Genomic DNA, 20,726 nt, shown 5'->3' with positions numbered 1-20,726 from the left:
TTATGCTGCCTATCTTTTTTTAGCACACATTGGCTCAATCCGTACAAAGGTATGGGTTTCAGGCTGGTTGTTACCCCTCCAGCTAAAAATTAAAAGGTGAAAAATTAATTTTTCACCTTTTAACTCTCGACTCTCGATTTTAAAATTGTCCGTTACTGAACAAACTTCTTGAATGCCAGTGTCACGTTGTGGCCGCCAAATCCAAAGGAATTCGACAGCGCCACATCAACTTTTAGATCGCGGCTTGTATGAGGAACATAGTCCAAATCGCACTCAGGATCGGGATTTTCCAGATTAATTGTCGGCGGAATTTTGTCATTGGCGATCGACATTACCGTCGCCACCGCCTCAATGCCCCCAGAACCGCCCAAAAGATGGCCGGTCATCGACTTGGTAGAACTAATTGCTACTTTGTAAGCATGGTCTCCCAAAGTCTTTTTAATCGCTTTCGTTTCCGTAGAATCGTTGGGAAGCGTGCTCGTGCCGTGAGCGTTGATATAGCTCACTTGATCCGGCGTCAAACCCGCATCCTTGAGCGCTAAAGCCATCGCCCGCGACGCACCTTCCCCCCCCGGTACCGGAGAAGTCATGTGATACGCATCGCAAGTTGAACCGTAGCCGACGATTTCTGCGTAAATCTTCGCGCCACGCGCCAGAGCGTATTCCATTTCTTCTAGAATCAGAACGCCAGCACCTTCGCCGACGACAAAACCATCACGATCGCGATCGAACGGACGAGAAGCATGAGTCGGGTCATCGTTGCGAGTCGAAAGCGCCCTCGCCGCAGCAAAACCCGCCACGCACAAAGGTGTCACCGCAGCTTCCGTACCGCCGCAAATCATGGCTTGCGCGTAACCCCCCTGAACTAAGCGAAACGCATCGCCCACGGCATTTGACCCGGCAGCGCAGGCCGTCACCGTGCAAGAGTTTGGCCCCTTAGCGCCCGTGTGAATCGCCGTCAGCCCCGCGGCCATATTCGCAATCATCATGGGAATCATAAACGGGCTGCATCGATCGGGGCCGCGATTTAGATAGATCTCTTGCTGTTCTTCCAAAACCTTTAGGCCACCAATGCCAGTGCCAAGAATGACACCCACCTGTTCTGCGTTCAGGTCGTTAATCTCAAACTTTGCATCAGCAATAGCTTGTTTGCTCGCTGACACCCCAAATTGAGCAAAGCGATCCATGCGCTTTGCTTCCTTGCGCTCTAAATAGTCGTGTGGGTCGAAACCCTTCACCTCTGCGGCAAAGCGGCAGTCGTGCCGCGACGGGTCGAATAAGGTGATCGGGCCTATACCATTCTTCCCGGCAAGCAACCCGTCCCAATATTCGGACAAGGTATTGCCGATCGGTGTAATCGCGCCGAGACCCGTGATAACAACGCGCTTACGCTCTAAATTTGTCATGATTTCAGTTTCAAAAAATTAAACACCCAGAACGCAGAACAAAAGAGGAGTTTCCAGTTTTCTAACTTCTCTCCTCTTAGGGGAAAAGACAGGTATTTTATGCTTTTGGAGCTGCAAGTTTGCTGCTGATGAAATCTACAGAAGCTTGAACCGTAGTAATTCCTTCGGCTGCTTCGTCGGGAATTTCAATATCAAACTCTTCTTCCAAGGCCATGACCAGCTCTACAGTATCTAAGGAATCTGCTCCTAAATCGTTAGCAAAGTTGGCTTCGGGCTTGACTTCGCTCTTATCGACTTCCAGTTGCTCTGCCACAATTTTCTGGACTCTAGCAAAAATGTCGTCTTGGCTCATAACATCGTGTCCTCATTGGTTGCTGCGTATCTAATCTTATCCGAAAGGGGGATCTGCAGGACAAAGGCTGGCCGCTTTTCTAAGTGACACGGGCCAGCGACAATTGGGACACGGACGATCGCAGCAACTCTAGGACTAAGGCAAAAAAAAACCCAATAGCCCAAAATCAATCATCTCGTTTAGCCACCTGATAACGTTGAGGAACCGGATTTTTGGTCGATGGTGCGTCAGTCATCAACTCAAAATGCTTCAGAAAAGCTGACAATTAGCTCCTAGCTAGGCACTAATTACGTTAATTATAAAGAGGGAAAACTAAGCAGGAAGCCTCCCGACTTCGATGGCTCAAGTTTCTTTTCCCGAACCTTGTGTCCCCAGCAGAAACGACTATGCCATCCCAAACTCTCAGATATGCTTACTTTCCCGGTTGCGTTGCCCAAGGGGCTGCCCGCGAACTTTACCTGTCTACCCAAGCCCTCACTCAAGCGTTGGGGATTGAACTGGTGGAACTCAAGAAAGCTTCCTGCTGCGGTTCTGGCACTTTCAAGGAAGATTCGCAGTTGCTCGAAGATACTGTCAACGCCCGCAATATTGCTTTGGCCGAGGAATTGAATTTGCCTTTGCTGACGCATTGCAGCACTTGTCAAGGAGTAATCGGTCATGTGGACGATCGCCTCAAGGATTGCCAAAAAACCGATCCCAACTACATAGAAAAAGTCAACGGTTTACTCAAAAAACAAGGCTGTTCGCCTTATCAAGGCAGTACCGAGGTGAAACATCTGTTGTGGGCGATCGTTGCCGATTACGGTCTCGACGAGGTGCAGAAGCGAGTCACCCACAAGCTTTCGGGCTTGAAGTGCGCGTCTTTTTACGGCTGCTACCTGCTGCGAGCTCAGGATAAGCTGCTTTACGATGACCCGCACCAACCAGAATCGATGGAAAATGTGTTTCGGGCGATCGGGGCAACTCCGGTTTACTATCGAGGGCGAACGCAGTGCTGCGGCTGGCCCTTGGCGAGTTATGCCACTAACCAATCTTTTCAGATGGCAGGCAAACATATTCAAGATGCTCTTGACAATGGCGCTGATTGTATGGTGACGCCTTGTCCGCTTTGTCACTTGAATTTGGATTCGCGGCAGCCGGAGGTGCAAAAAGTAATCGGGCGCAAGTTGGGTTTGCCCGTGTTGCATTTGTCGCAATTGGTGGCTTTAGCTTTGGGTGTGGAGCCAAAAAAACTAGGGCTCGATCGACATATTGTTTCAACTAAGCCCGTGTTAGAAAAATTAGGCTTTTAGTCGATCGATTTGCGCCGCTTTGTAGTAAGGACTTTAGTCCTTTTTAATATCCAATCCAGGTTGGTAGTAAGGATTTTGGTTCTTTCTAATATCCAATCCCGTTAGATCGGAATTATACCCGAATTCTAGCGGGAAGCTCGATCGCGCTCATACATTCTTGAGTTGATAGAAGATGCCAGCCAAAATTTGTCTTTTTGTGCGGATAGGTAGTCTAGTCTTCTTCTTGTGGGGCAACAATACCGCTGCGGAGTTCTGACTCTTTGTCGGTTAAGCTGCTGGACTATGCCATTTATTTCCGCTCTTAGCTCCTCATCAGACATCCCAAATTGGTTTTTTAAGCTATTGACACCACCAAAAGATGAAGCAGTCTAACGGCGGGGGCTTCAACGGAGGGCGTTACAAGGGGGCTACACCACTGATAACCTGTGCCTCAGTTCGTTGTCAGCCCTTGTTTGACTGCGATTGTTAGAGCGCATTCGATAGCCAGATTTAGACTCAATAGCAAGTGTGGTGGTTGGTAGGTTAATATGCAGATAACAGAAACAGAAGTTGTATACCATTACACAAAATAGTTTTTAACACTTCCTAACTGGCTAGCTCTTGACAAGGAATAAGGAATGAAACGAAACCCAGTAAATCTCACACGTTCGGTATTGCTATGGGCAATGCTAGGAATAATTTGTGGTTTATTTGCTGCAACTTATTGGATATTTTTGTCTTACATCATGCAGGGATTTGAATATTTTAGTGGAGTTTCTCTACTAATTATTATGCCCCTTGCTGGTTTGCTCATCGGTTTGCTCATTCATTGGCTGGGAAATCCTGGCGAAATAGGGTTGATTATTGACAATATTCATCTCAATGGTGGGCGGTTACCAATGAACGAGAATCCTTCGATGATTCTGTCGTCGCTAATCAGTATTGCAAGTGGAGGCAGTGCTGGTCCAGAAGCACCAATGGTGCAAGTAACAGGTTCAATTGGTACGTGGTTAGCCGATCGCTTTCAATTGCGTGGAGAGGCACTACGAACTTTGAGTATTGCTGGCATGGCATCTGGTTTTACAGTTTTGTTCGGCGCTCCTTTGGGTGGTACTTTTTTTGCTTTAGAAATCCTGCATCATCAGAATGTTGTGGAGTATTTTGAAGCAATATTGCCTGCGGTCGTGGCCAGTTGTGCAAGTTACACCATTTTTGTAGCAATTACCCAGCTAGGAATTGGTCCTACCTGGCATTTTCCTCAATACAATGTGGACAGCCTTTATGACTTTGGCGCCGCGATTGCTTATGGAATCGTAGGTGCGATCATGGGGTGGCTTTTTATCGCTGTATTTCGCAGTGTAGGTCGCTTGTTTGATTCGATACCCAGTCCAATCTATGTGCGAACTACTTTAGCTGGGCTAGCACTTGGTGTGTTATCAGCTTTATTTCCGCTCACTCGTTTCTTTGGTGAACATCAAATAGAAAAAATTGTTGAGGGCAACTTTTCTTTGGGAGTAATCTTAACTTTAGTTATTGCTAAAGTGTTTGCCATTAGTACGACCGTAAATGGAGGCTGGCGGGGGGGGATTATCATCCCACTGTTTTTTATAGGAGCCTGTTTAGGAAAGGCAATCGCTATCGTTAATCCCGCCTCCAACGAGACCTTGGCAATGATTTGTGTAATGGCTGCTCTGAATTCAACAGTTACTCGAACTCCAATTAGTACAACTCTGCTACTCGCCAAGTTGACAGGATTTAGCACTTTTACACCGATTCTCTTCGCTAGTCTCGTGGGTTTCTTCTTGGCTCCACGATCTCCCTTCATTAGTTCACAGCGTAAAGTTGATTGACAAACGGCTAGAATTTCTCTAATAACTCCGTGTAGCGGTGAAAAATACGTGCAATTTGCCAGTGTCGAGTCTCAAGGCTTCTGCCATTACAAATGCACCAATGGCATCAAACAAAATCTAGCCGTTGATACCAGTCAGGCTGCCGTTTTTGAACCATTGTACAAAAGCCAGTGTGTCCGATGAGTGTGGCTTGATTGAAATGTTGAGTCACAACCTCGATTATTTTCACACTCGGGCCCGTCAATATTCCGAAGATTACCATTCTGCAAGGACAATGGGTATCACCCGGATAAGATCATCGCAGAGAATGTAAAAACTTTATCCGCAGATTATGACCCAGATCCGGTTTAAACTGGCACGGAAACTAACGAAAGCCGAAAAAGTGGCATTAGAGGGGAAAACTGGATTTGTCGTGGTGGCAACTCGCGCTCGTGATTAAAGCGTCAAACGCTGGGATGTAAGGCTGTAAGAGTTTGGTCAAGAACTTTGAGCAGACTCTCGCCAATGCCACTGCGAAACTCAATTTGTATTTCATCAGGCTGATGCTCAAACGGTTGGCAAATGAATAAATCCCAAATGGGTTCTATAAGAGTCCCAGCGTGAATAACTGTGAAGTTTTGTCGCTTTTTCGCGAAGTGCTTCCAAGCACTGCGGTAGACTAACGTTTAATTCTCTGTGCAGGCTATAGCGGTGGCACCTCACCGTCAAATCTGTTAATTCGCAGAGGCAGCAAATTTTTAGTGACTCGTTGGGAGCCTTTATTCAATGTCTCATTCAGTCAAAATTTACGATACTTGCATCGGCTGCACTCAATGCGTCCGCGCTTGTCCGACTGACGTTTTGGAGATGGTGCCCTGGGATGGCTGCAAAGCAGCTCAGATTGCCTCATCTCCCCGCACCGAAGACTGTGTAGGCTGCAAGCGGTGCGAAACTGCTTGCCCCACCGATTTTCTGAGCATCCGGGTTTACCTGGGAGCAGAAACCACTCGCAGTATGGGTCTAGCCTACTAAATATCGATCGACACACCGATCGAATTAGGGGCACAAAAGAGGGGGCGATTAAATTGCCCCCTCTTTTTTTGTCGCGGAATCTGCATTGTGGGGCCGGAAGAAGGTAAAAATGATAAAACTTGAGTTTTATTGCGATCGCTAAGCAGGAGTAGTACGTTAAATGTGCGGAATCGTTGGCTATATCGGCACGCAAGCAGCAAGCGAGATTTTGCTAGCAGGATTGGAGAAACTAGAATACCGGGGCTATGATTCAGCGGGCCTCGCTACCATCTCCGAAGGAGAAATTACCTGCATTCGAGCAAAGGGCAAATTGCACAACCTCCGGGAAAAGTTAGCAGAGATAGACTCTCTCGCTCCCATCGGCATCGGACACACCCGCTGGGCAACTCACGGCAAACCAGAAGAATATAACGCTCACCCTCACATGGATAATAGCGGGCGAATTGCGGTAGTTCAAAATGGAATTGTCGAAAATTATCGCGAGTTGCGGAAAGAATTGAAAGCAAAGGGACATAAATTTGTCTCGGATACCGATACAGAAGTTATTCCTCATTTAATAGCTGAATTTTTGAAAGAAGCAAAAAGGGAGAAGGAAGAAGAAAAAGATAAAAAAACCGAGAAAATTGCTGATTTATCGTTTTTGGAAACTGTTTTAAAGGCGGTAAATAAATTAGAAGGAGCTTTTGCGATCGCCGTTATCTGTGCAGATTTTCCCGAAGAAATAATTGTCGCCAGACAGCAAGCTCCTTTGGTGATTGGCTTTGGTGCAGGGGAATTTTTCTGCGCTTCTGACACGCCGGCATTAGTCTCTCAAACCCGCACTGTTTTGTCCTTGGAAAATGGCGAATTAGCAAGGCTAACTCCGATGGGAGTCGAAGTTTACAGCTTTGCAGGAGAAAGGCTGAAAAAAAGCCCGCGCATCCTTGGTTGGAGTCCGGTTTTAGTCGAAAAACAAGGCTTCAAACACTTCATGCACAAGGAGATTTATGAACAGCCAGCCGTAGTGCGAGCTTGTTTGGAGGCTTATTTAGACGGCGATTGGCAGCCAGGAAATCCCAGATCTCCCATCAATCTTAGCTTGCCCAAGGAACTTTGCGCCGATGTCGAACAAATTTCGATTCTCGCCTGTGGAACGAGCTGGCACGCCTCGCTAATTGGCAAATATTTGTTGGAACAATTAGCTAATATTCCCACAGCAGTGCAGTACGCTTCTGAGTACCGTTACGCACCGGCACCGCTGACAGCAAATACTTTAACTATTGGGGTAACACAGTCGGGAGAAACGGCGGATACGCTGGCTGCTTTGGGGATGGAACAGCAGCGCCGCGCGGGTTTTACTGATAAATTCCGGGCGAGAATGTTAGGCATTACTAACAGAACCGAAAGTTCGATCGCCCACATGATGCCGCACGTGATCAATACCCACGCCGGTATAGAAGTCGGCGTTGCTGCAACGAAAACTTTTGTCACTCAGTTGATGGCATTCTATTTCTTAGCTTTGGATTTGGCGCACCAGCGGGAAACAATCAGCACGGACAGATTGGCAGAAATTATTGCTGGTTTGCGCCAGTTGCCGGCAGAAATTGAGAAGTTTTTGGAGATTCAAGAACAGTATGTGGAGGAATTGTCCCACCAGTTTACAGACACCCAAGATTTTATCTTTTTGGGGCGGGGAATTAACTTTCCGATTGCTTTGGAAGGGGCGCTGAAACTGAAGGAAATTAGCTACATTCACGCCGAAGGATATCCGGCGGGAGAGATGAAACACGGCCCGATCGCCCTTTTGGATGCGAAAGTTCCTGTAGTGGCGATTGCCATGCCAGGAAGCGTCTACGAAAAAGTGCTTTCCAACGCTCAAGAAGCCAAGGCCCGCGACGCCCGTTTAATTGGTGTTACGCCGAAGCAAGGTGTGGCGGAAGCCGATATTTTTGACCACATTTTGCCGGTGCCTTTGGTGGATGAATTGTTGTCACCGATTGTAACCGTGATTCCGCTGCAATTATTGGCTTATCACATTGCTGCCCGTCGAGGTTTGGATGTGGATCAGCCGCGAAATTTGGCGAAGTCGGTGACGGTAGAATGAGGTTTTGTAGGGTGCGTCAGTTAGGTGTTTACACAAAATAAAGTTGTACACTGAAAACGCTTGAAACTGTTGAGATATCGTGCCAAATTTCAAGGTTAAAGTTGTACACTAGACACTCTAAGCCTTGCCCAGCAGGACTTTTGGGTTAGTGTGCAACTTTATTCCCCCAAAACATTAGGATGATTTTCTGTGCGTGCGATCGGCTCATCGCTGACGTACCCTACAGATAAAACGGCTGATTGTCGATCGCACACACCCCAAATCGCGGCTAACAGCAACCAGCTTGTAGTATTGAGTCGAAAATCAAACAGCGTCACATCTACAGTATTAAAAAGCGTACAGGCGGCGAAGGCTAATAAATAACTGAAAAAAATTAGGCGATCGGCCGCTCTTACACCTTGTTGACCAGCCACCTGATTTGTGCTGTTAATTATAGATTTTTGATTGAGCACTAAAGCATTTTCCGCTACTTCCTGTGTTGCTATTGGGTCGTGTTTGATATGCGCAGGAAAAAGCGGCCAATTCGCCAGCAGCAAAACACCCCCAACCAAAACCCAACCAACTAAACCAAACAACAAAAGCGTTGCGGGTATTCCCGTTTCTGCAGTCAACATCAGTATCAAACTGTGAGGATGACCAAGCCATTCTTGCATCTGAGCTTGATAGAGAGGCGTAAAATTTCGCAATCCCCAACCAGTCCAAGGACGCTGCTGAGTCATCGACCAAGCAAATTCCCACTGAGTAGTTCTTAAAGTAGCTGTCGGCCGATTTGGGAACATTTCGTCGGTGAGTCTAGCCCAAAAGAAAGCAGGGACAATTATTCGCAAATACTGCCGTAAAGGTTCGGGGCCAAAGGCAGACAAAAAAACTGTGCTAGCCACGCTAACAACCGCAGCTAATAATTTTTTATAACCCGCATAAAATGCAAAAGCCAAAACTGCCAAAACTGCTAGTCCCCAAGCATTGCGAGAATTAGTAAAAATCAAAGCCACAGCATTTCCGAACACGGCCAAACTTAAAAATAGGAAGCGGTAATTGGGAATTGGGAATTGCGAATTGGGCATTGGTAAGTGGTGACGACTGACAACTGCCAACTGACAACTGCCAACTGACAACTTACAACTGACTTCTTCTATCCACAGTCCCAGTGCTAAAATAAAAGCAATTGTCAGATAGCAAGCTAAAATATTAGCGTACATAAATACAGAAGCCATACGGCCGGGGGGATTTCCTTGGGGTGCGAGTACCCAGCCAAAAACAGGCTGCAATTGATCGATTCCACTCCAGCCTGAAAATTGCTGTCCCAGGCCTAAAATTATCACTGGAATTGAACTAATTACAATCATCCAAGACAATTGCCGCAATTGAGGCAAAGTTTGAATTAAACTGCTGAAAGCGACAAACAATATAAAGAACGGCAAGAAATTGTACAACCCTATAAAAGCCTCAATGCGGTTGTGGCCAAAAACGGCTGTGATGACTAGCAGCGCGCTCAGAATTGCGAATCCTCGATTCAGCGGGCGGCGACTAATTTGACGGAACTTTTGCTTGCAAGTACCCCCCAATCCCAGGAATAAACCTAAAGCTCCCAAAATGGGAATTAAGGGAAAAATCAGCATCCCCACTTGGGCGAAATTCCAAGGGACTTGCAGGCGGGGATCTGGATGTTTTTGGAGGCGAGACTTGAGATTTTCGGCTGTCTGTTTGGCAGCTAATTTCAACCGATTTTTGATATTCACCCACACTCCCAATCTCAAATCTAAAATCTACAATTTACCATCCTTAAGCTAGTTCCCAAACGCATTCCGATCGCGTCAGGCGTATTTGAGCTAAGGCAAAAATGGTCGGGATAATGCGGCCGTAGTTCGTGGAAATCGATCGCCAACCCAAATCCGCTAAAAACCAAGTCCACATCACCGGGCCGACCAACGAAAATACGCTCCGCGTCGCACCGTAACGAGCTGCACTCACCGCCATACCGCGCCGCGCCGTCTGAATTGCCACATAATTTTGAAACTGGGTTGCTGCAGTTGCAGTGCCTGCAAGCACTCCTTGTTTTGCCATTTGATAGGTGGCAAAATGCAGCGCAAATTGATTGGCCATTAGTTTGAGCAGCATTGGTTTTAAGATGGAACTAACAGCTAAAGCGCTGCCGCCTTTGAACAGCAAACCTAGCGGGTCTTTTTCAGCAGAAATTGGCAGGGGTTCTGAGAGTTTAGAATCAACGATCGCTCGTTGTACGCGCAGTGTCAGCGCTTGCTGTTCATCTGCTGGTAAACGCTTCCACGCGCGGCCCATTAAGTGCAGAAATACTTCTGCCTCTAAGTCGGTGGTTGACAACTGTTTGGGGTAAGGGATTTTGAGATAGCGACAAACTTGAATTAGTGCTTGTCTGTAAGTTACTTGTTGGGTTCGCCCTCGGAGTACCGTCAACCCGTCGGCTGCAAGATAGCGAAACCGCTGTTCTACCGCGTCGAGCCATGCTTGGCGATCGCGACTTTGTACATCTATCGGTGCGGGGGTTTGCACGTAATCTAAAGGGTTAAACTTGCGGCTGAACAGAAGTTCTGTTAGTTGCTGCAATTCTTCTTCTGTTGTCAATTCGAGTGCTGCTCTGAGTTCGTCCAAAATTTTGCCCTCCCCTATGCGATTTTAGATTTTAGATTTTAGATTTTAGATTGCTGCTGGTTGACAACCATTAGGATTTAGGATTTACCTACAGTGGCATTTTTTGATCGGGTCTTAATCATGGATTCGTGCTGTCCTTTATTCTACTACTTGGTGCAGGGCGATGGCGTCCCGCCCTCGCCCGTGCTACGTCTCTTTTGAGTCATCGGTAAGGTACAAATTCAGCTTGCAGCCTTTAAGCTGATGTTTAGATTCACAAGGCTGACTGATTGATTATGTTCGATGTTGCGGTGATTGGTGCGGGTATGGCGGGGCTGAGTTGCGCTCAACGGTTGCGTCAAGCTGGTTATTCTGTGGCTGTTGTTGAGAAATCTCGCGGCGCGGGGGGACGTGTTGCTACCCGCCGCGTACAGGGTACTAGGGCAGATCACGGGGCGCGGTATCTCGAACCGCAGGGGGATGCGGTGCAGGGGTTAATTGAGGCTTTGGTCGATCGGGATATCCTCAAACTCTGGACTGATACTGTCTGGGAATTCAGACAGGGAGAACTTTCTGCTATTCCTAATTCTTGTTATGTCGCACCTGCGGGTATGAATGCTGTGGGTAAGTATCTACTGGAGGGTTTAGAAATTTGGTTTGGTCGCCGCGTACAAGCTATTTCGACTAGAGATAACCAAATGTGGCAGCTTTCTCTGGAAGTTACCGACGACAATTTACAGACGCCTCAAGAATTGATTGCTAAGGCTGTTGTAGTAGCAATTCCGTCTCCTCAAGCTTTAATGTTTTTGGATGCGGAAATCGGTTTGCAATATGATTTTCTTGACAAATTGCGTTCTGTGGAGTACGACCCTTGCATTACCGTTATGGCTGGCTATTCTGTGGCAAAACAGCAAGATTTAATTTATCTAAATCCGCAGTGGAAATCTGTTTCTTTTCCCGATAATTCTGATTTAGCTTGGGTTGGTTTGGACAGCAGCAAACGGCTCGATCCGCAGCAGCCTTTGTTTGTGGTTCACAGCAGCGCAATTTTTGCCGAACGCTATTTAGAAGCTGCTGATTTGGAAACTGTCGGTCAGGAACTGCTTTCGAGAGCTTCTGAATATTTAATCCCTTGGCTCAAAGAGCCAGAATGGTTGCAGGTTCACCGCTGGCGCTATGCTTTTTGTCGGAATCCTTTGCCTGTTTCTTGTTTGCCTGCTGGGGGGAATTTGCCGCTGGTTTGTGCGGGGGATTTGTGCGGGGAAGGTCAAATAGAAGGTGCTTTGCGATCGGGTTTGGCGGCGGCTAATTGGGTGAATTCTCAGTTGCAGGATTTGCCGTTAGATTCCAGCCTAAATTGGTAATATGGCTAAAATTAATGTATCGATTTTGCCTCTAACGCTATGATTGCTATCCCGTCTGGGTTTAGCCCCGAAGATTACCTTGCCCTCGAACGTGATAATACCGTCCGGCATGAATATCGGCGCGGCTTGGTGTAGGCGATGGCGGGAGGTAGCGATGACCACAGCCGTCTCTGTATTAATTTTATAACTGCGATTAACCTTCACCTGCGCTATATAGTTATGAAAAACCAATCTAACCACTTACAAAAAAATGGAAAAATGGTGTAAAATCCCACTTTTCCAAATTTTTATTTTTGTGCTGTTTCCTGCTGTTCTAAGTCTTGTTCTTGCATCTGCAATAACTCGGGAACTGTTACGAAACTGTACCCTTCATTTCTCAATCGAGCAATAATGTCCGGCAAAGCTTTGACAGTTCTTGCTCGATTGCCGCCGCCGTCGTGCATCAGCACAATGCCACCGGAATTTGCCTGCCTCATCACGTTGTCTATCAAAGATTCCGTAAGAGTTCGCCAATCAAAAGAATCAGCAGACCACATCACAACAGCATAATTTTTATTTTGAGCATAAGTGGCCAATCCATTGTTTAAAATGCCTCCCGGCGGGCGGAACATGGATGTTTGGACGCCGGTCAACTCCTCAATTAAGGATGAAGTGCGATCGATCTCGCGAGCGGCACCGTCTTCGTTATACTGAAGGTATTCATGGTTCCAAGTGTGATTGCCGATCGCGTGACCGGCTGCTGCGACCTGTTGGCCAATTTCGGGAGAATTTTTCAGGTATTTTCCTACCCAGAAGAATGTAGCCTTAATATTATTTTCCTTGAGAATATCTAGGATTTGTGTAGTTGTTTTCGGCCAGGGGCCGTCGTCAAATGTCAGGGCGATCGCCTTGCGCTGGGAGTCGAGTTTCGCATGACGAATGGTTGTACCTTGAAACTGCGACGGTACGGCTGATTGAAATCGGATTGCCTGCACTTGGGCTAGAGCATTTTGGGAAAATTGAACTCGATTGGCGATCGCCTGGGAGAACTTATTAAGAGTGGACATCGGCTGTTGTTCTTGGGACTGGGATACGGCCAAGACTTGTGCCTGAATCGGTTGCAATGGCTGATTGGCCCGGAAGTTAATTGGCCATGTCACACCCAGCAAAAAACTTCCTGTTGCTGCCATCAAAGCAACGATTAAATTTTTTCGCCGCCTCCACAGCCGTTTCAATTTTGTCACGTCATTGTCTCCTTCACACCTTGTACAGTTAATTTGAGATTTTATGTTGATATCAAGTTAATCCACTTAAGAGGATAATCTTAAATTGGACTGCCAGTAAAAATGCTACTGGAAATAACCGATCGTGGGGAAGTCCGTCCGGATAAAAAAATTTAAGATTTGTGCGCCAGAAATCCCCTAACCCATGAAAACGCCGGATGGTTGAACTTTTTACCCAGCGAGGGGGACGGCGCTCAAGTCGGATTCATGGCACGATATTCTTACGGACTCAGCCCGCATCGGCCCGCGTCCCTACCTGACACTGCAAGTTGGTTTAACGTGAGATGTTGCACTATTGTTAATAAGCCTTTCAAGGGCGGGCTAGAAGATCCCACGCCACAAGAAAATTTAGTCTTTGTGGGATAGACCCGAAAGCCTGTTAAGCGAGAATGGTGCAAGAGGTGAGTTTAACCCGATTTGATATGAGGGCGATCGCGCGCCCCCAGGGTCGTAAAATTAACTTTTAGGGCCGATTCTCTCTTTGTACAAGCCGACAATCCGATCGATAACTTCGGCAACAGTCAGATTGTCTGTTTGAATTTCCACAGCATCCGCCGCTTTACGCAAAGGTGCAACCGCGCGGGTGCTGTCCTTTTCGTCCCGCAGGGCGATGTCTTGTTCCAATTGGGCCAAGCTAATATTAGCCCGATCGGTATCTTTAAGTTCTAACAGCCGCCTGCGCGATCGCTCTTGTACCGAAGCTGTCAAAAAAATCTTCAGTTCCGCATCGGGAAACACGTTAGTGCCGATATCGCGGCCTTCTGCTATAATTCCGCCTTTTGTGCCGCAGCGCCGCTGTTCCTCCACCAGAAACTGCCGCACGGCGGGAACTGCCGCCATTTCCGAGACGCGGGATGTCACTTCCAAACTGCGAATTGCCTCGGTTACGTCTTCGCCGTTAATCTTCAACATTTTTGATGCGGGATCGAGGTTGTATTCCAAATAACTGGAACTGATTAATTCGGCGATCGCGCATTCGTCGGAAATCGGCGTGTCTGTTTTCAATGCCAGCCAAGTCAGCGCCCGATACATCGCGCCGGTATCCAGATAAAACAAGTTCAAAGCTGTTGCTGCAAGGCGAGTTACGGTAGATTTGCCTGCTCCCGCCGGGCCGTCGATCGCCACAATGGGCCGACGATTCCTGAGAATTATATTGTCAATCAAACGAGTAGAGCCAACTCTGGCGGCCACGGCTAAAAGTCCCGCTGTTTCCACAACCTGCAACGGCGTCAAAGTGTCGGGATCGACGAGTTCGGCGTATTCGAGCTTTACTGCGGGTTCTTCTGCGACTGCTGCGCGGGCTGCTGCGAGTGCGGCTGCTGCGGTGCGGTCGCCTGAATAAAAAGTTTCCGAGGCTTGTTGCAGCGCGCGGTAGAGTACGGAGGCTTGCTGTTTTTGCTCTGCTGTTAAATACTGATTGCGAGAACTCATTGCCAGTCCGGACTCTTCGCGGACGATCGGACAAGCGACAATCTCTACAGGCAAGTTAAAATCAAAGGCCAGCTTCCGAATAATTGCTAGCTGCTGGGCGTCTTTTTGACCGAAATAAGCTTTTGTCGGCTGCACCAAACTCAAAAGTTTAGTAACAATTGCCGCGACTCCCTGAAAATGACCGGGCCTTGCTTTGCCACACAAAACCGATGTCATCGCTGGTGGCGGCACTACTTGAGTTAAGGATGAAAGGTGAATCTCTATCTGTTTTTGGGCGGTTTGCTCTGTTTCTGCGCCGACTGCTTGATGGCCGAACATTTCGGTTGCTGAGGGAGCAAATATGGCATCAACCCCAGCTTGTTCGCACAAAAGCCGATCTTGCTCGAAATTCCGAGGATAATCTTGAAAATCTTCTGTTGGCCCAAATTGCAGCGGGTTGACAAAAATGCTGACCAGGGCGATCGCATTTTCTTGCCTTGCCCGCTGGATCAAGCTCAGATGTCCTGCGTGCAAAGCTCCCATCGTCGGCACCAAACCGACTGTCAAATGAGGTGCAGTAGACTTTTGTGAATTTAAGTAGCAGCGAAGTGCTGCAATGGTAGTAAACAGGCGCACCGGTAGAATCTCCTGAAGGCATTCGGCAGAATGCAGAGTTTATTTGTCAGAATTTGTTCGACTTGACATCTTGCACCATCCTCAAGAACAGGCTTTCGGGCTTCTTCCACAAAGAATGGTGCAAGATGTCAGTTTTATTCTACTTTCTGCCTTCTACACTTCGGATAACTTTTGTATTCTGCCTGAGAGTGGCCTTCAGCGTCCAACAGTTGTTTGCTGTGGCGGTTCGATCACTTCGATTTCCACTCTGGCAACGCCACTGCTGATCATTCCTAGCACGTTGGCTGCGCCGGCGGACAAGTCAATGAGCCGATCGCCCACATAGGGGCCGCGGTCATTAATGCGGACAACCACGGTGCGGCCGTTGTCGAGATTTCTCACCATGACTCTCGTTCCAAAAGGCAAATTTGGGTGGGCTGCGGTCAAATCATTTTGGTTGAAACGCTCGCCGCTGGCGCTGAGGTTGCCGTTAAATCCTGGGCCGTACCAGGAAGCCCAGCCGCTGAGGCGCACTTGAACTGGGCCCAGAGACAGCACGGACCGTTCTGGTTGGGGTTGGCCTGCGACTTCTTCCAGGGGTGGGGCGTTGCCCAGAAGTCGGCGGAGGCGATTGGTTGCTTGCAGGGCGTCTCGGCTAAAGTCGCTGGTGGTGTCGGGGAGGATGGTTTCGGCGTTGATGTTTACCAAGTCCTCGCCGTTTGCCTGGATAATGTAGCGATCGCCTTTTTCCCACTTAACGGTAATGCTGTTGGGATCGATGTTGTTGCGGGCTAGCTGATTGAGTCTTGCTGCTAAGCTTGATGCCCGCCAAACTGGATCGGGTTCTTGGTTGCTAGAGTTGCTGGCAATGTTTCCAACTTTGGGATTTTCTCTGGCGCCCGCTACTTTTGACGGACTACTAGCACCGGCTTGGCTGTTGCCAGTTTCTCCCAAAGGCGTGTTTGTTTCCGGATTCGCGTTCAGAAAGGTGATGACTGGAATGTTTCGCACGTAGACTGTCGCTGCTTGTCGCCCGCCTAAGTCGTGGGGCTGAATTTTGGCGATCGAGTCTCGGGCAATTTCAGCTCTTGCTTGATACTGATACTGTCCGACTTTTTGCGCTTCGACCCTAGTAGCGTTTAACTGCTGGGACGGTTGGGTGGCAATTACTTGCTCGGAAACCTGAGAGTTTTGGTTGTCGGCACCTGTTGCTTGTGCGTGACAAGAGGATGCCGTTCCTACCACAGGAACTAACAGGACAGCGAGTAGACCACCAACAAATTTTTCCTTCATACGTCCATTTTTGTGAATAGCCATTGCCAACCGAGATTGGAGGATTGGCCATTTGGCGGCGGGCGTCAAGGATTTCTCTCTTGCCCTTCGCCATTCCCCCGTGAGTCAAACCAAAGTATCCGGGTGCGTTTTTGCTTTAATGCTTCCGCCCCAAAAAAAAATTGGCGGAAACTTCCCTGACACTTGACAACTCGTACTCGATCCGCAATTTGTGTTTTGTTCACGAACTGCAACAGACTACCACAAACTTTTGTGGTTGGGGATCGCTGCGATCGCGATTTTCACCAAATCTTCATGAAATTTTCTCAAAACCCTCTATCATAAAATCCTTTAGTTCCAGTGCTTACAGCCGTTTCAGTCATTACGGAAAAATTTACAAAAATTTACAAAAATTTAGTGTCTTTTGTGGGCTACGAAATGGATAGTCTTAAAAAAGCTGTTTGTCAACTGTTATGGGAATAAACTAAAAATTAGAAGAAATCGATTTGGCGGACTTATGGATTATCGAGAAGCAGGTGTGGATGTTGAGGCGGGCAGAGCTTTTGTCTCGCGCATCGGGAGTATGGTCAAGAGCACGCACCGATCGGGAGTTTTGGGCGGATTCGGCGGGTTTAGCGGTTTTTTTAGCGTCCCGGAGGGTTTAAAAGAGCCGGTGATGGTTTCGGGTACTGACGGCGTTGGGACTAAGTTGAAATTGGCCCACAATCTCGATCGGCACGACACGGTAGGTATCGACTTGGTGGCGATGTGCGTCAACGACGTGCTGACATCCGGGGCCGAACCCCTCTTTTTTCTCGATTATTTAGCCACGGGAAAGTTAAATCCCGAACAATTAGCTGCGGTGGTGGCCGGCATTGCTGATGGTTGCAAGCAAGCGGGCTGTGCTTTGCTCGGAGGGGAAACGGCAGAAATGCCCGGTTTTTACCAAGCGGGTGAGTACGATTTGGCGGGGTTTTGTGTGGGAATTGTCGAAAAGAGCAAATTGTTGGACGGCTCGCGAGTGCAGGTGGGAGATGTGGCTGTGGGGCTGGCGAGTTCGGGCGTGCACAGCAACGGTTTTAGTTTGGTGAGAAAAATTGCGGGCGATCGGGGTTTTGACTGGCATTCGCAACCCGAAAAGTTAGGTGGCAAAACTTTAGGAGAAGTGCTGCTAACTCCGACTAAAATTTATGTGAAACCAGTCCTCGAAGCAATTAAGAGCGGTCTAGAAATTCACGGCATGGCTCACATTACGGGCGGCGGTTTGCCGGAAAATTTGCCCCGCTGTTTGGGAGCAAATCAAGCTGTGAAAATTGACAGCAATAGCTGGCCAAGTTTGCCAATTTTTGACTGGATTGCTGAAGCGGGTCAAGTTGCTACAGCAGATATGTTCAATACTTTTAATATGGGGATTGGGTTTGTGCTGTTGGTCAATCGCACAGAAGTCGATCGGGCTGTTAAATGGTTTGAATCTCAGGGAATTGGTGCTTGGGCGATCGGGGAAGTGATTGAGGGGAAAGGAGAATTGATAATGGATAATGGGTAATGGGTAATTAGTAAGAAGCAATCACAGGGTCTGAAGATTGCTTCGCTTTGTTTTATTCGTTAACAGACAATCTCAATCTGCCTTTATCTGTGTAGATCTGCGGTTAAATTTATAATTATGAAAGTAACCGCAGAGGACGCAGAGGACACAGAGGAAGAAAGAGAAAAAGGAATTCACAACAGATGACTTGTTGCTACAATTTTAAATTAGAAGGAATTCACAACAGATGACTTGTTGCTACAATTTTAAATTAGATTGAAATAATCTGTTGTGCTTTTAAATAGGGTATAATTCAAAATTATTGGCGTTAATTAGTGCAAAAGTACCCGCCCATAATTCTCTGATCCCCAAACAAATAGAGCAACTGCAATAAGCATTAAAATAAGATGAAAAAGGAGATTTTAGATCAAAAATCATGATTTTGTGATTGCTAAATGACCGGACTAATCAAGCTAAAATTGCTGAAATTTTGGGTTGCATCGTAAATAAGGTGTTTCATTAGTGTATTCAGGAAAATCCAGAGAATCTAGACAGGTACACTACTATTTTCTGTCCGAAGATAGCCTATTGAAGGAATCTCAAAGCTTTGATTTAACGCCCTTGATTACGTAAGTCCTGAATATATTGCTAATGGACTGTTTAAAGTAATTGAAGAGCTAGAGTATTTATTAAATCGCCTTTCAGCGAACATCGTGATTATTGCGATCGCACTTCTTCTCCTCCCTTGTTTGCAGCATTCTGTGAATTATAATTATAGCGATCGAGTTTTTGAAATCCTATTTCACTCAATCTAGGAAAATCCTCATACTAAACAGAGATTGGACAGTGAAAATTCATACTAGCCAACTATAGACATTCCCCCTCGCCGCAGGAAGAAAAAACCCAACATTCGGTCACATCCCGACGGTAGCAATCCACATTCATCACTGGGTGACTGATGAATACATATTTTTGTATAGTTGAGAGCGATCGATAATCCGCAAATTTATCTCCTCTGTCAAACGCCTCAGTTGTGGGAGATAAGGCTTCCACTTTATATGATGTTATGTTAATTACCAATAAAAATATTTGGTAGTAAGGACTTTAGTCTTTGTTGACTAATATTTTCCCTATTCATGAAAGAATTACTCACAACAAACTTGATGATTGTGATGGCATAAATTATCGCTACAAATTTGATAATTTTGAGGACTGAAGTCCTGGCTTATTAATAGAATATCGGCAATCATTAGACTTTTTGCAAAGAGAGATAATATCTGCGTTCATTTGCGTTTGTCTGCGGTTAAAAACAGAAAATCCCGAATTATTGCAAAAAGTCTAACGACTAATCTTACTTAGTCTTGTCCAAACTCCGCGACTCCAACCAAACAGGAATTGCAATCCAAGCAACTGCTAACAGCAAAGCAAATACTGCAAATTGAGCAGCCCAAGCTACCAATTTCTCTAAAGACACCACTTGTCCCAAGAAGTAGGACAAACTTACCATTACAGATGCCCAGCTTGCAGCACCCAGAACATTGAACAGCGAAAATTTCCAAAAAGGCATTTCTGCAATACCTGCTAGGGGGCTAGCAAAAATTCGCAGCAATGCGATGAAACGGCCCAAAAATACGGCTTTAGCTGCATTTTTGCTAAACTGTTCTTTTAAGTCAAACAGTTGTTCTTCTCGAAAGCGGAAAAATTGTCCCAGCTTCAGCAAAAGTGGCCAGCCGCCGTACCTGCCGATCGCATAACCAAAATTTCCCCCCAATGTAGCACCGGCGATCGCACTGCCGAGCACAAACCAGTAATTCAGTTCCCCGCTGCCAGCTAAAAAGCCGCCAGCAATCGTAATTGTCTCGCCTGGAAGAGGAACTCCCAGATTTTCCAGCAAAATTCCCAGAAATACTGCCCAGTAGCCGTAATCACGCGCAAACTGCTGAATAGTCTCTAACGATAAAAACTCAAAAGACATTCGATACTGCCTTCGTAAACTTTTGCAAAGCTCAATACATTTATATATTGGCTCGATTCAGCCAATAGTGCAATCTTTCGCTGTGATTAAGAACACACTGTTGTCGCGATCGCTAATCCAACTAAAAATTATCCTTTCAGGCATACTAGAGGTATACGGAATTGTTGCGGTTGCGTTACGCGCGATCGCTACCTAGTTTCCTACTAAATTTATCACAAAGGCTCTCCCCACCGATTCCCTAGCCCGATCGCGCCTCCTAAAACATACGCTGAAATCGCCTGAGTTTTTCAAGAGAGTCAGCAAATAAACTCACTTATTCATACTTTACGATCGTAGGATAACTGCTATGGAATTTCCAAACTTCAACCCACCCATCGTCCTTCAACCTCACAACTGCCTCGACTCCCAAGCCGGCAGCCTCCTCCAGCAACAGCTAGCTGAGATTGTACCCGACCGCCACAAACTCTGGGTAATAGACATGGGCGCGGTAGATTTCATCGACAGTTCCGGGATCTGCGCCTTAGTCGGTGGACTCAACGCCGCCCGCCACCGGGGATGCCGCCTCGTCATCTGCAACCTCTCAGCCACAGTCAAGCTAATTTTTGAAATTACTCAACTTGACCAACTCTTTGAAATCTTCGACAGTTTCGACCAAATTGTCTCCCCTGAAACTCCGGCTTTAGTTGCTTGATTAAAATGAGATCCCCAGTTTAAATCTCAAGT

15 protein-coding genes are annotated in these 20,726 nt (G+C 47.0%); 7 read left to right on the top strand and 8 right to left on the bottom strand.

What is annotated here, in order from left to right; translation table 11 throughout:
* Nucleotides 1-152: 152 nt before the first annotated feature.
* On the bottom strand, nt 153-1,406 hold the full coding sequence (gene fabF, locus QUB25_RS22490; RefSeq protein WP_333186274.1) for a beta-ketoacyl-ACP synthase II: 1,254 nt from the start codon (nt 1,404-1,406) through the stop codon (nt 153-155).
* A gap of 97 nt (nt 1,407-1,503) precedes the next feature.
* The gene (acpP, locus tag QUB25_RS22485) at nt 1,504-1,758 is read right to left on the bottom strand and encodes an acyl carrier protein (RefSeq protein WP_006633716.1); all 255 of its coding nucleotides are present in this window, start codon (nt 1,756-1,758) and stop codon (nt 1,504-1,506) included.
* A gap of 386 nt (nt 1,759-2,144) precedes the next feature.
* Here acpP and QUB25_RS22480 point away from each other — a divergent pair, with 386 nt between their 5' ends.
* The 4 genes from QUB25_RS22480 to glmS all read left to right on the top strand — a co-directional run bounded on the left by QUB25_RS22480 (nt 2,145) and on the right by glmS (nt 7,973).
* Entirely contained in the window at nt 2,145-3,050 is a 906-nt protein-coding gene (locus QUB25_RS22480; RefSeq protein ID WP_333186271.1) for a CoB--CoM heterodisulfide reductase iron-sulfur subunit B family protein, read from the top strand.
* Nucleotides 3,051-3,667: 617 nt separating this feature from the next.
* On the top strand, nt 3,668-4,879 hold the full coding sequence (locus QUB25_RS22475) for a chloride channel protein (protein WP_333064496.1): 1,212 nt from the start codon (nt 3,668-3,670) through the stop codon (nt 4,877-4,879).
* A 765-nt stretch (nt 4,880-5,644) separates the two neighbouring features.
* The gene (psaC, locus tag QUB25_RS22470) at nt 5,645-5,890 is read left to right on the top strand and encodes a photosystem I iron-sulfur center protein PsaC (RefSeq protein ID WP_015175986.1); all 246 of its coding nucleotides are present in this window, start codon (nt 5,645-5,647) and stop codon (nt 5,888-5,890) included.
* Between the two features lie 160 nt (nt 5,891-6,050).
* Nucleotides 6,051-7,973, top strand: coding sequence for a glutamine--fructose-6-phosphate transaminase (isomerizing) (glmS, locus tag QUB25_RS22465; RefSeq protein WP_333186267.1), 1,923 nt, complete (start codon nt 6,051-6,053; stop codon nt 7,971-7,973).
* Nucleotides 7,974-8,131: 158 nt separating this feature from the next.
* Here the strand turns inward: glmS and QUB25_RS22460 are convergent, their stop codons facing one another.
* Both QUB25_RS22460 and QUB25_RS22455 read right to left on the bottom strand, forming a co-directional pair.
* Nucleotides 8,132-9,712: an O-antigen ligase family protein gene (locus QUB25_RS22460; protein WP_333186265.1), complete on the bottom strand. Its 1,581-nt coding sequence runs from the start codon at nt 9,710-9,712 to the stop codon at nt 8,132-8,134.
* A gap of 43 nt (nt 9,713-9,755) precedes the next feature.
* Nucleotides 9,756-10,601: a YaaW family protein gene (locus tag QUB25_RS22455; protein ID WP_333186262.1), complete on the bottom strand. Its 846-nt coding sequence runs from the start codon at nt 10,599-10,601 to the stop codon at nt 9,756-9,758.
* 275 nt (nt 10,602-10,876) lie between these two features.
* On the opposite strand from QUB25_RS22455, the gene QUB25_RS22450 reads away from it, so the two are divergent.
* Nucleotides 10,877-11,944, top strand: a complete 1,068-nt coding sequence (locus QUB25_RS22450) for an FAD-dependent oxidoreductase (protein ID WP_333186260.1) — start codon at nt 10,877-10,879, stop codon at nt 11,942-11,944.
* A 287-nt stretch (nt 11,945-12,231) separates the two neighbouring features.
* On the opposite strand, the gene QUB25_RS22445 is transcribed toward QUB25_RS22450, so the two are convergent.
* The 3 genes from QUB25_RS22445 to QUB25_RS22435 all read right to left on the bottom strand — a co-directional run bounded on the left by QUB25_RS22445 (nt 12,232) and on the right by QUB25_RS22435 (nt 16,524).
* Entirely contained in the window at nt 12,232-13,167 is a 936-nt protein-coding gene (locus tag QUB25_RS22445; RefSeq protein ID WP_333186257.1) for a polysaccharide deacetylase family protein, read from the bottom strand.
* Nucleotides 13,168-13,662: 495 nt separating this feature from the next.
* Nucleotides 13,663-15,252, bottom strand: a complete 1,590-nt coding sequence (locus QUB25_RS22440; RefSeq protein ID WP_333186255.1) for a bifunctional pantoate--beta-alanine ligase/(d)CMP kinase — start codon at nt 15,250-15,252, stop codon at nt 13,663-13,665.
* 195 nt (nt 15,253-15,447) lie between these two features.
* A complete protein-coding gene (locus QUB25_RS22435) occupies nt 15,448-16,524 on the bottom strand; it encodes a septal ring lytic transglycosylase RlpA family protein (protein ID WP_333186253.1) in 1,077 nt (358 codons plus the stop codon).
* Between the two features lie 496 nt (nt 16,525-17,020).
* Here QUB25_RS22435 and purM point away from each other — a divergent pair, with 496 nt between their 5' ends.
* Entirely contained in the window at nt 17,021-18,049 is a 1,029-nt protein-coding gene (gene purM, locus QUB25_RS22430) for a phosphoribosylformylglycinamidine cyclo-ligase (protein WP_333186250.1), read from the top strand.
* A gap of 1,330 nt (nt 18,050-19,379) precedes the next feature.
* Here purM and QUB25_RS22425 read toward each other — a convergent pair.
* The gene (locus QUB25_RS22425) at nt 19,380-20,003 is read right to left on the bottom strand and encodes a DedA family protein (RefSeq protein WP_333186248.1); all 624 of its coding nucleotides are present in this window, start codon (nt 20,001-20,003) and stop codon (nt 19,380-19,382) included.
* A gap of 346 nt (nt 20,004-20,349) precedes the next feature.
* Between QUB25_RS22425 and QUB25_RS22420 the strand changes: the two genes are divergently transcribed.
* A complete protein-coding gene (locus QUB25_RS22420) occupies nt 20,350-20,694 on the top strand; it encodes an STAS domain-containing protein (RefSeq protein ID WP_333078701.1) in 345 nt (114 codons plus the stop codon).
* Nucleotides 20,695-20,726: the final 32 nt, after the last annotated feature.

This window comes from Microcoleus sp. B3-D7, from assembly GCF_036705305.1.
In the GTDB taxonomy this organism is placed as follows: Bacteria; Cyanobacteriota; Cyanobacteriia; order Cyanobacteriales; family Microcoleaceae; genus Microcoleus.
Note: the sequence above shows the minus strand (reverse complement) of the source record. Positions and strands in the feature narration are given on the sequence as shown.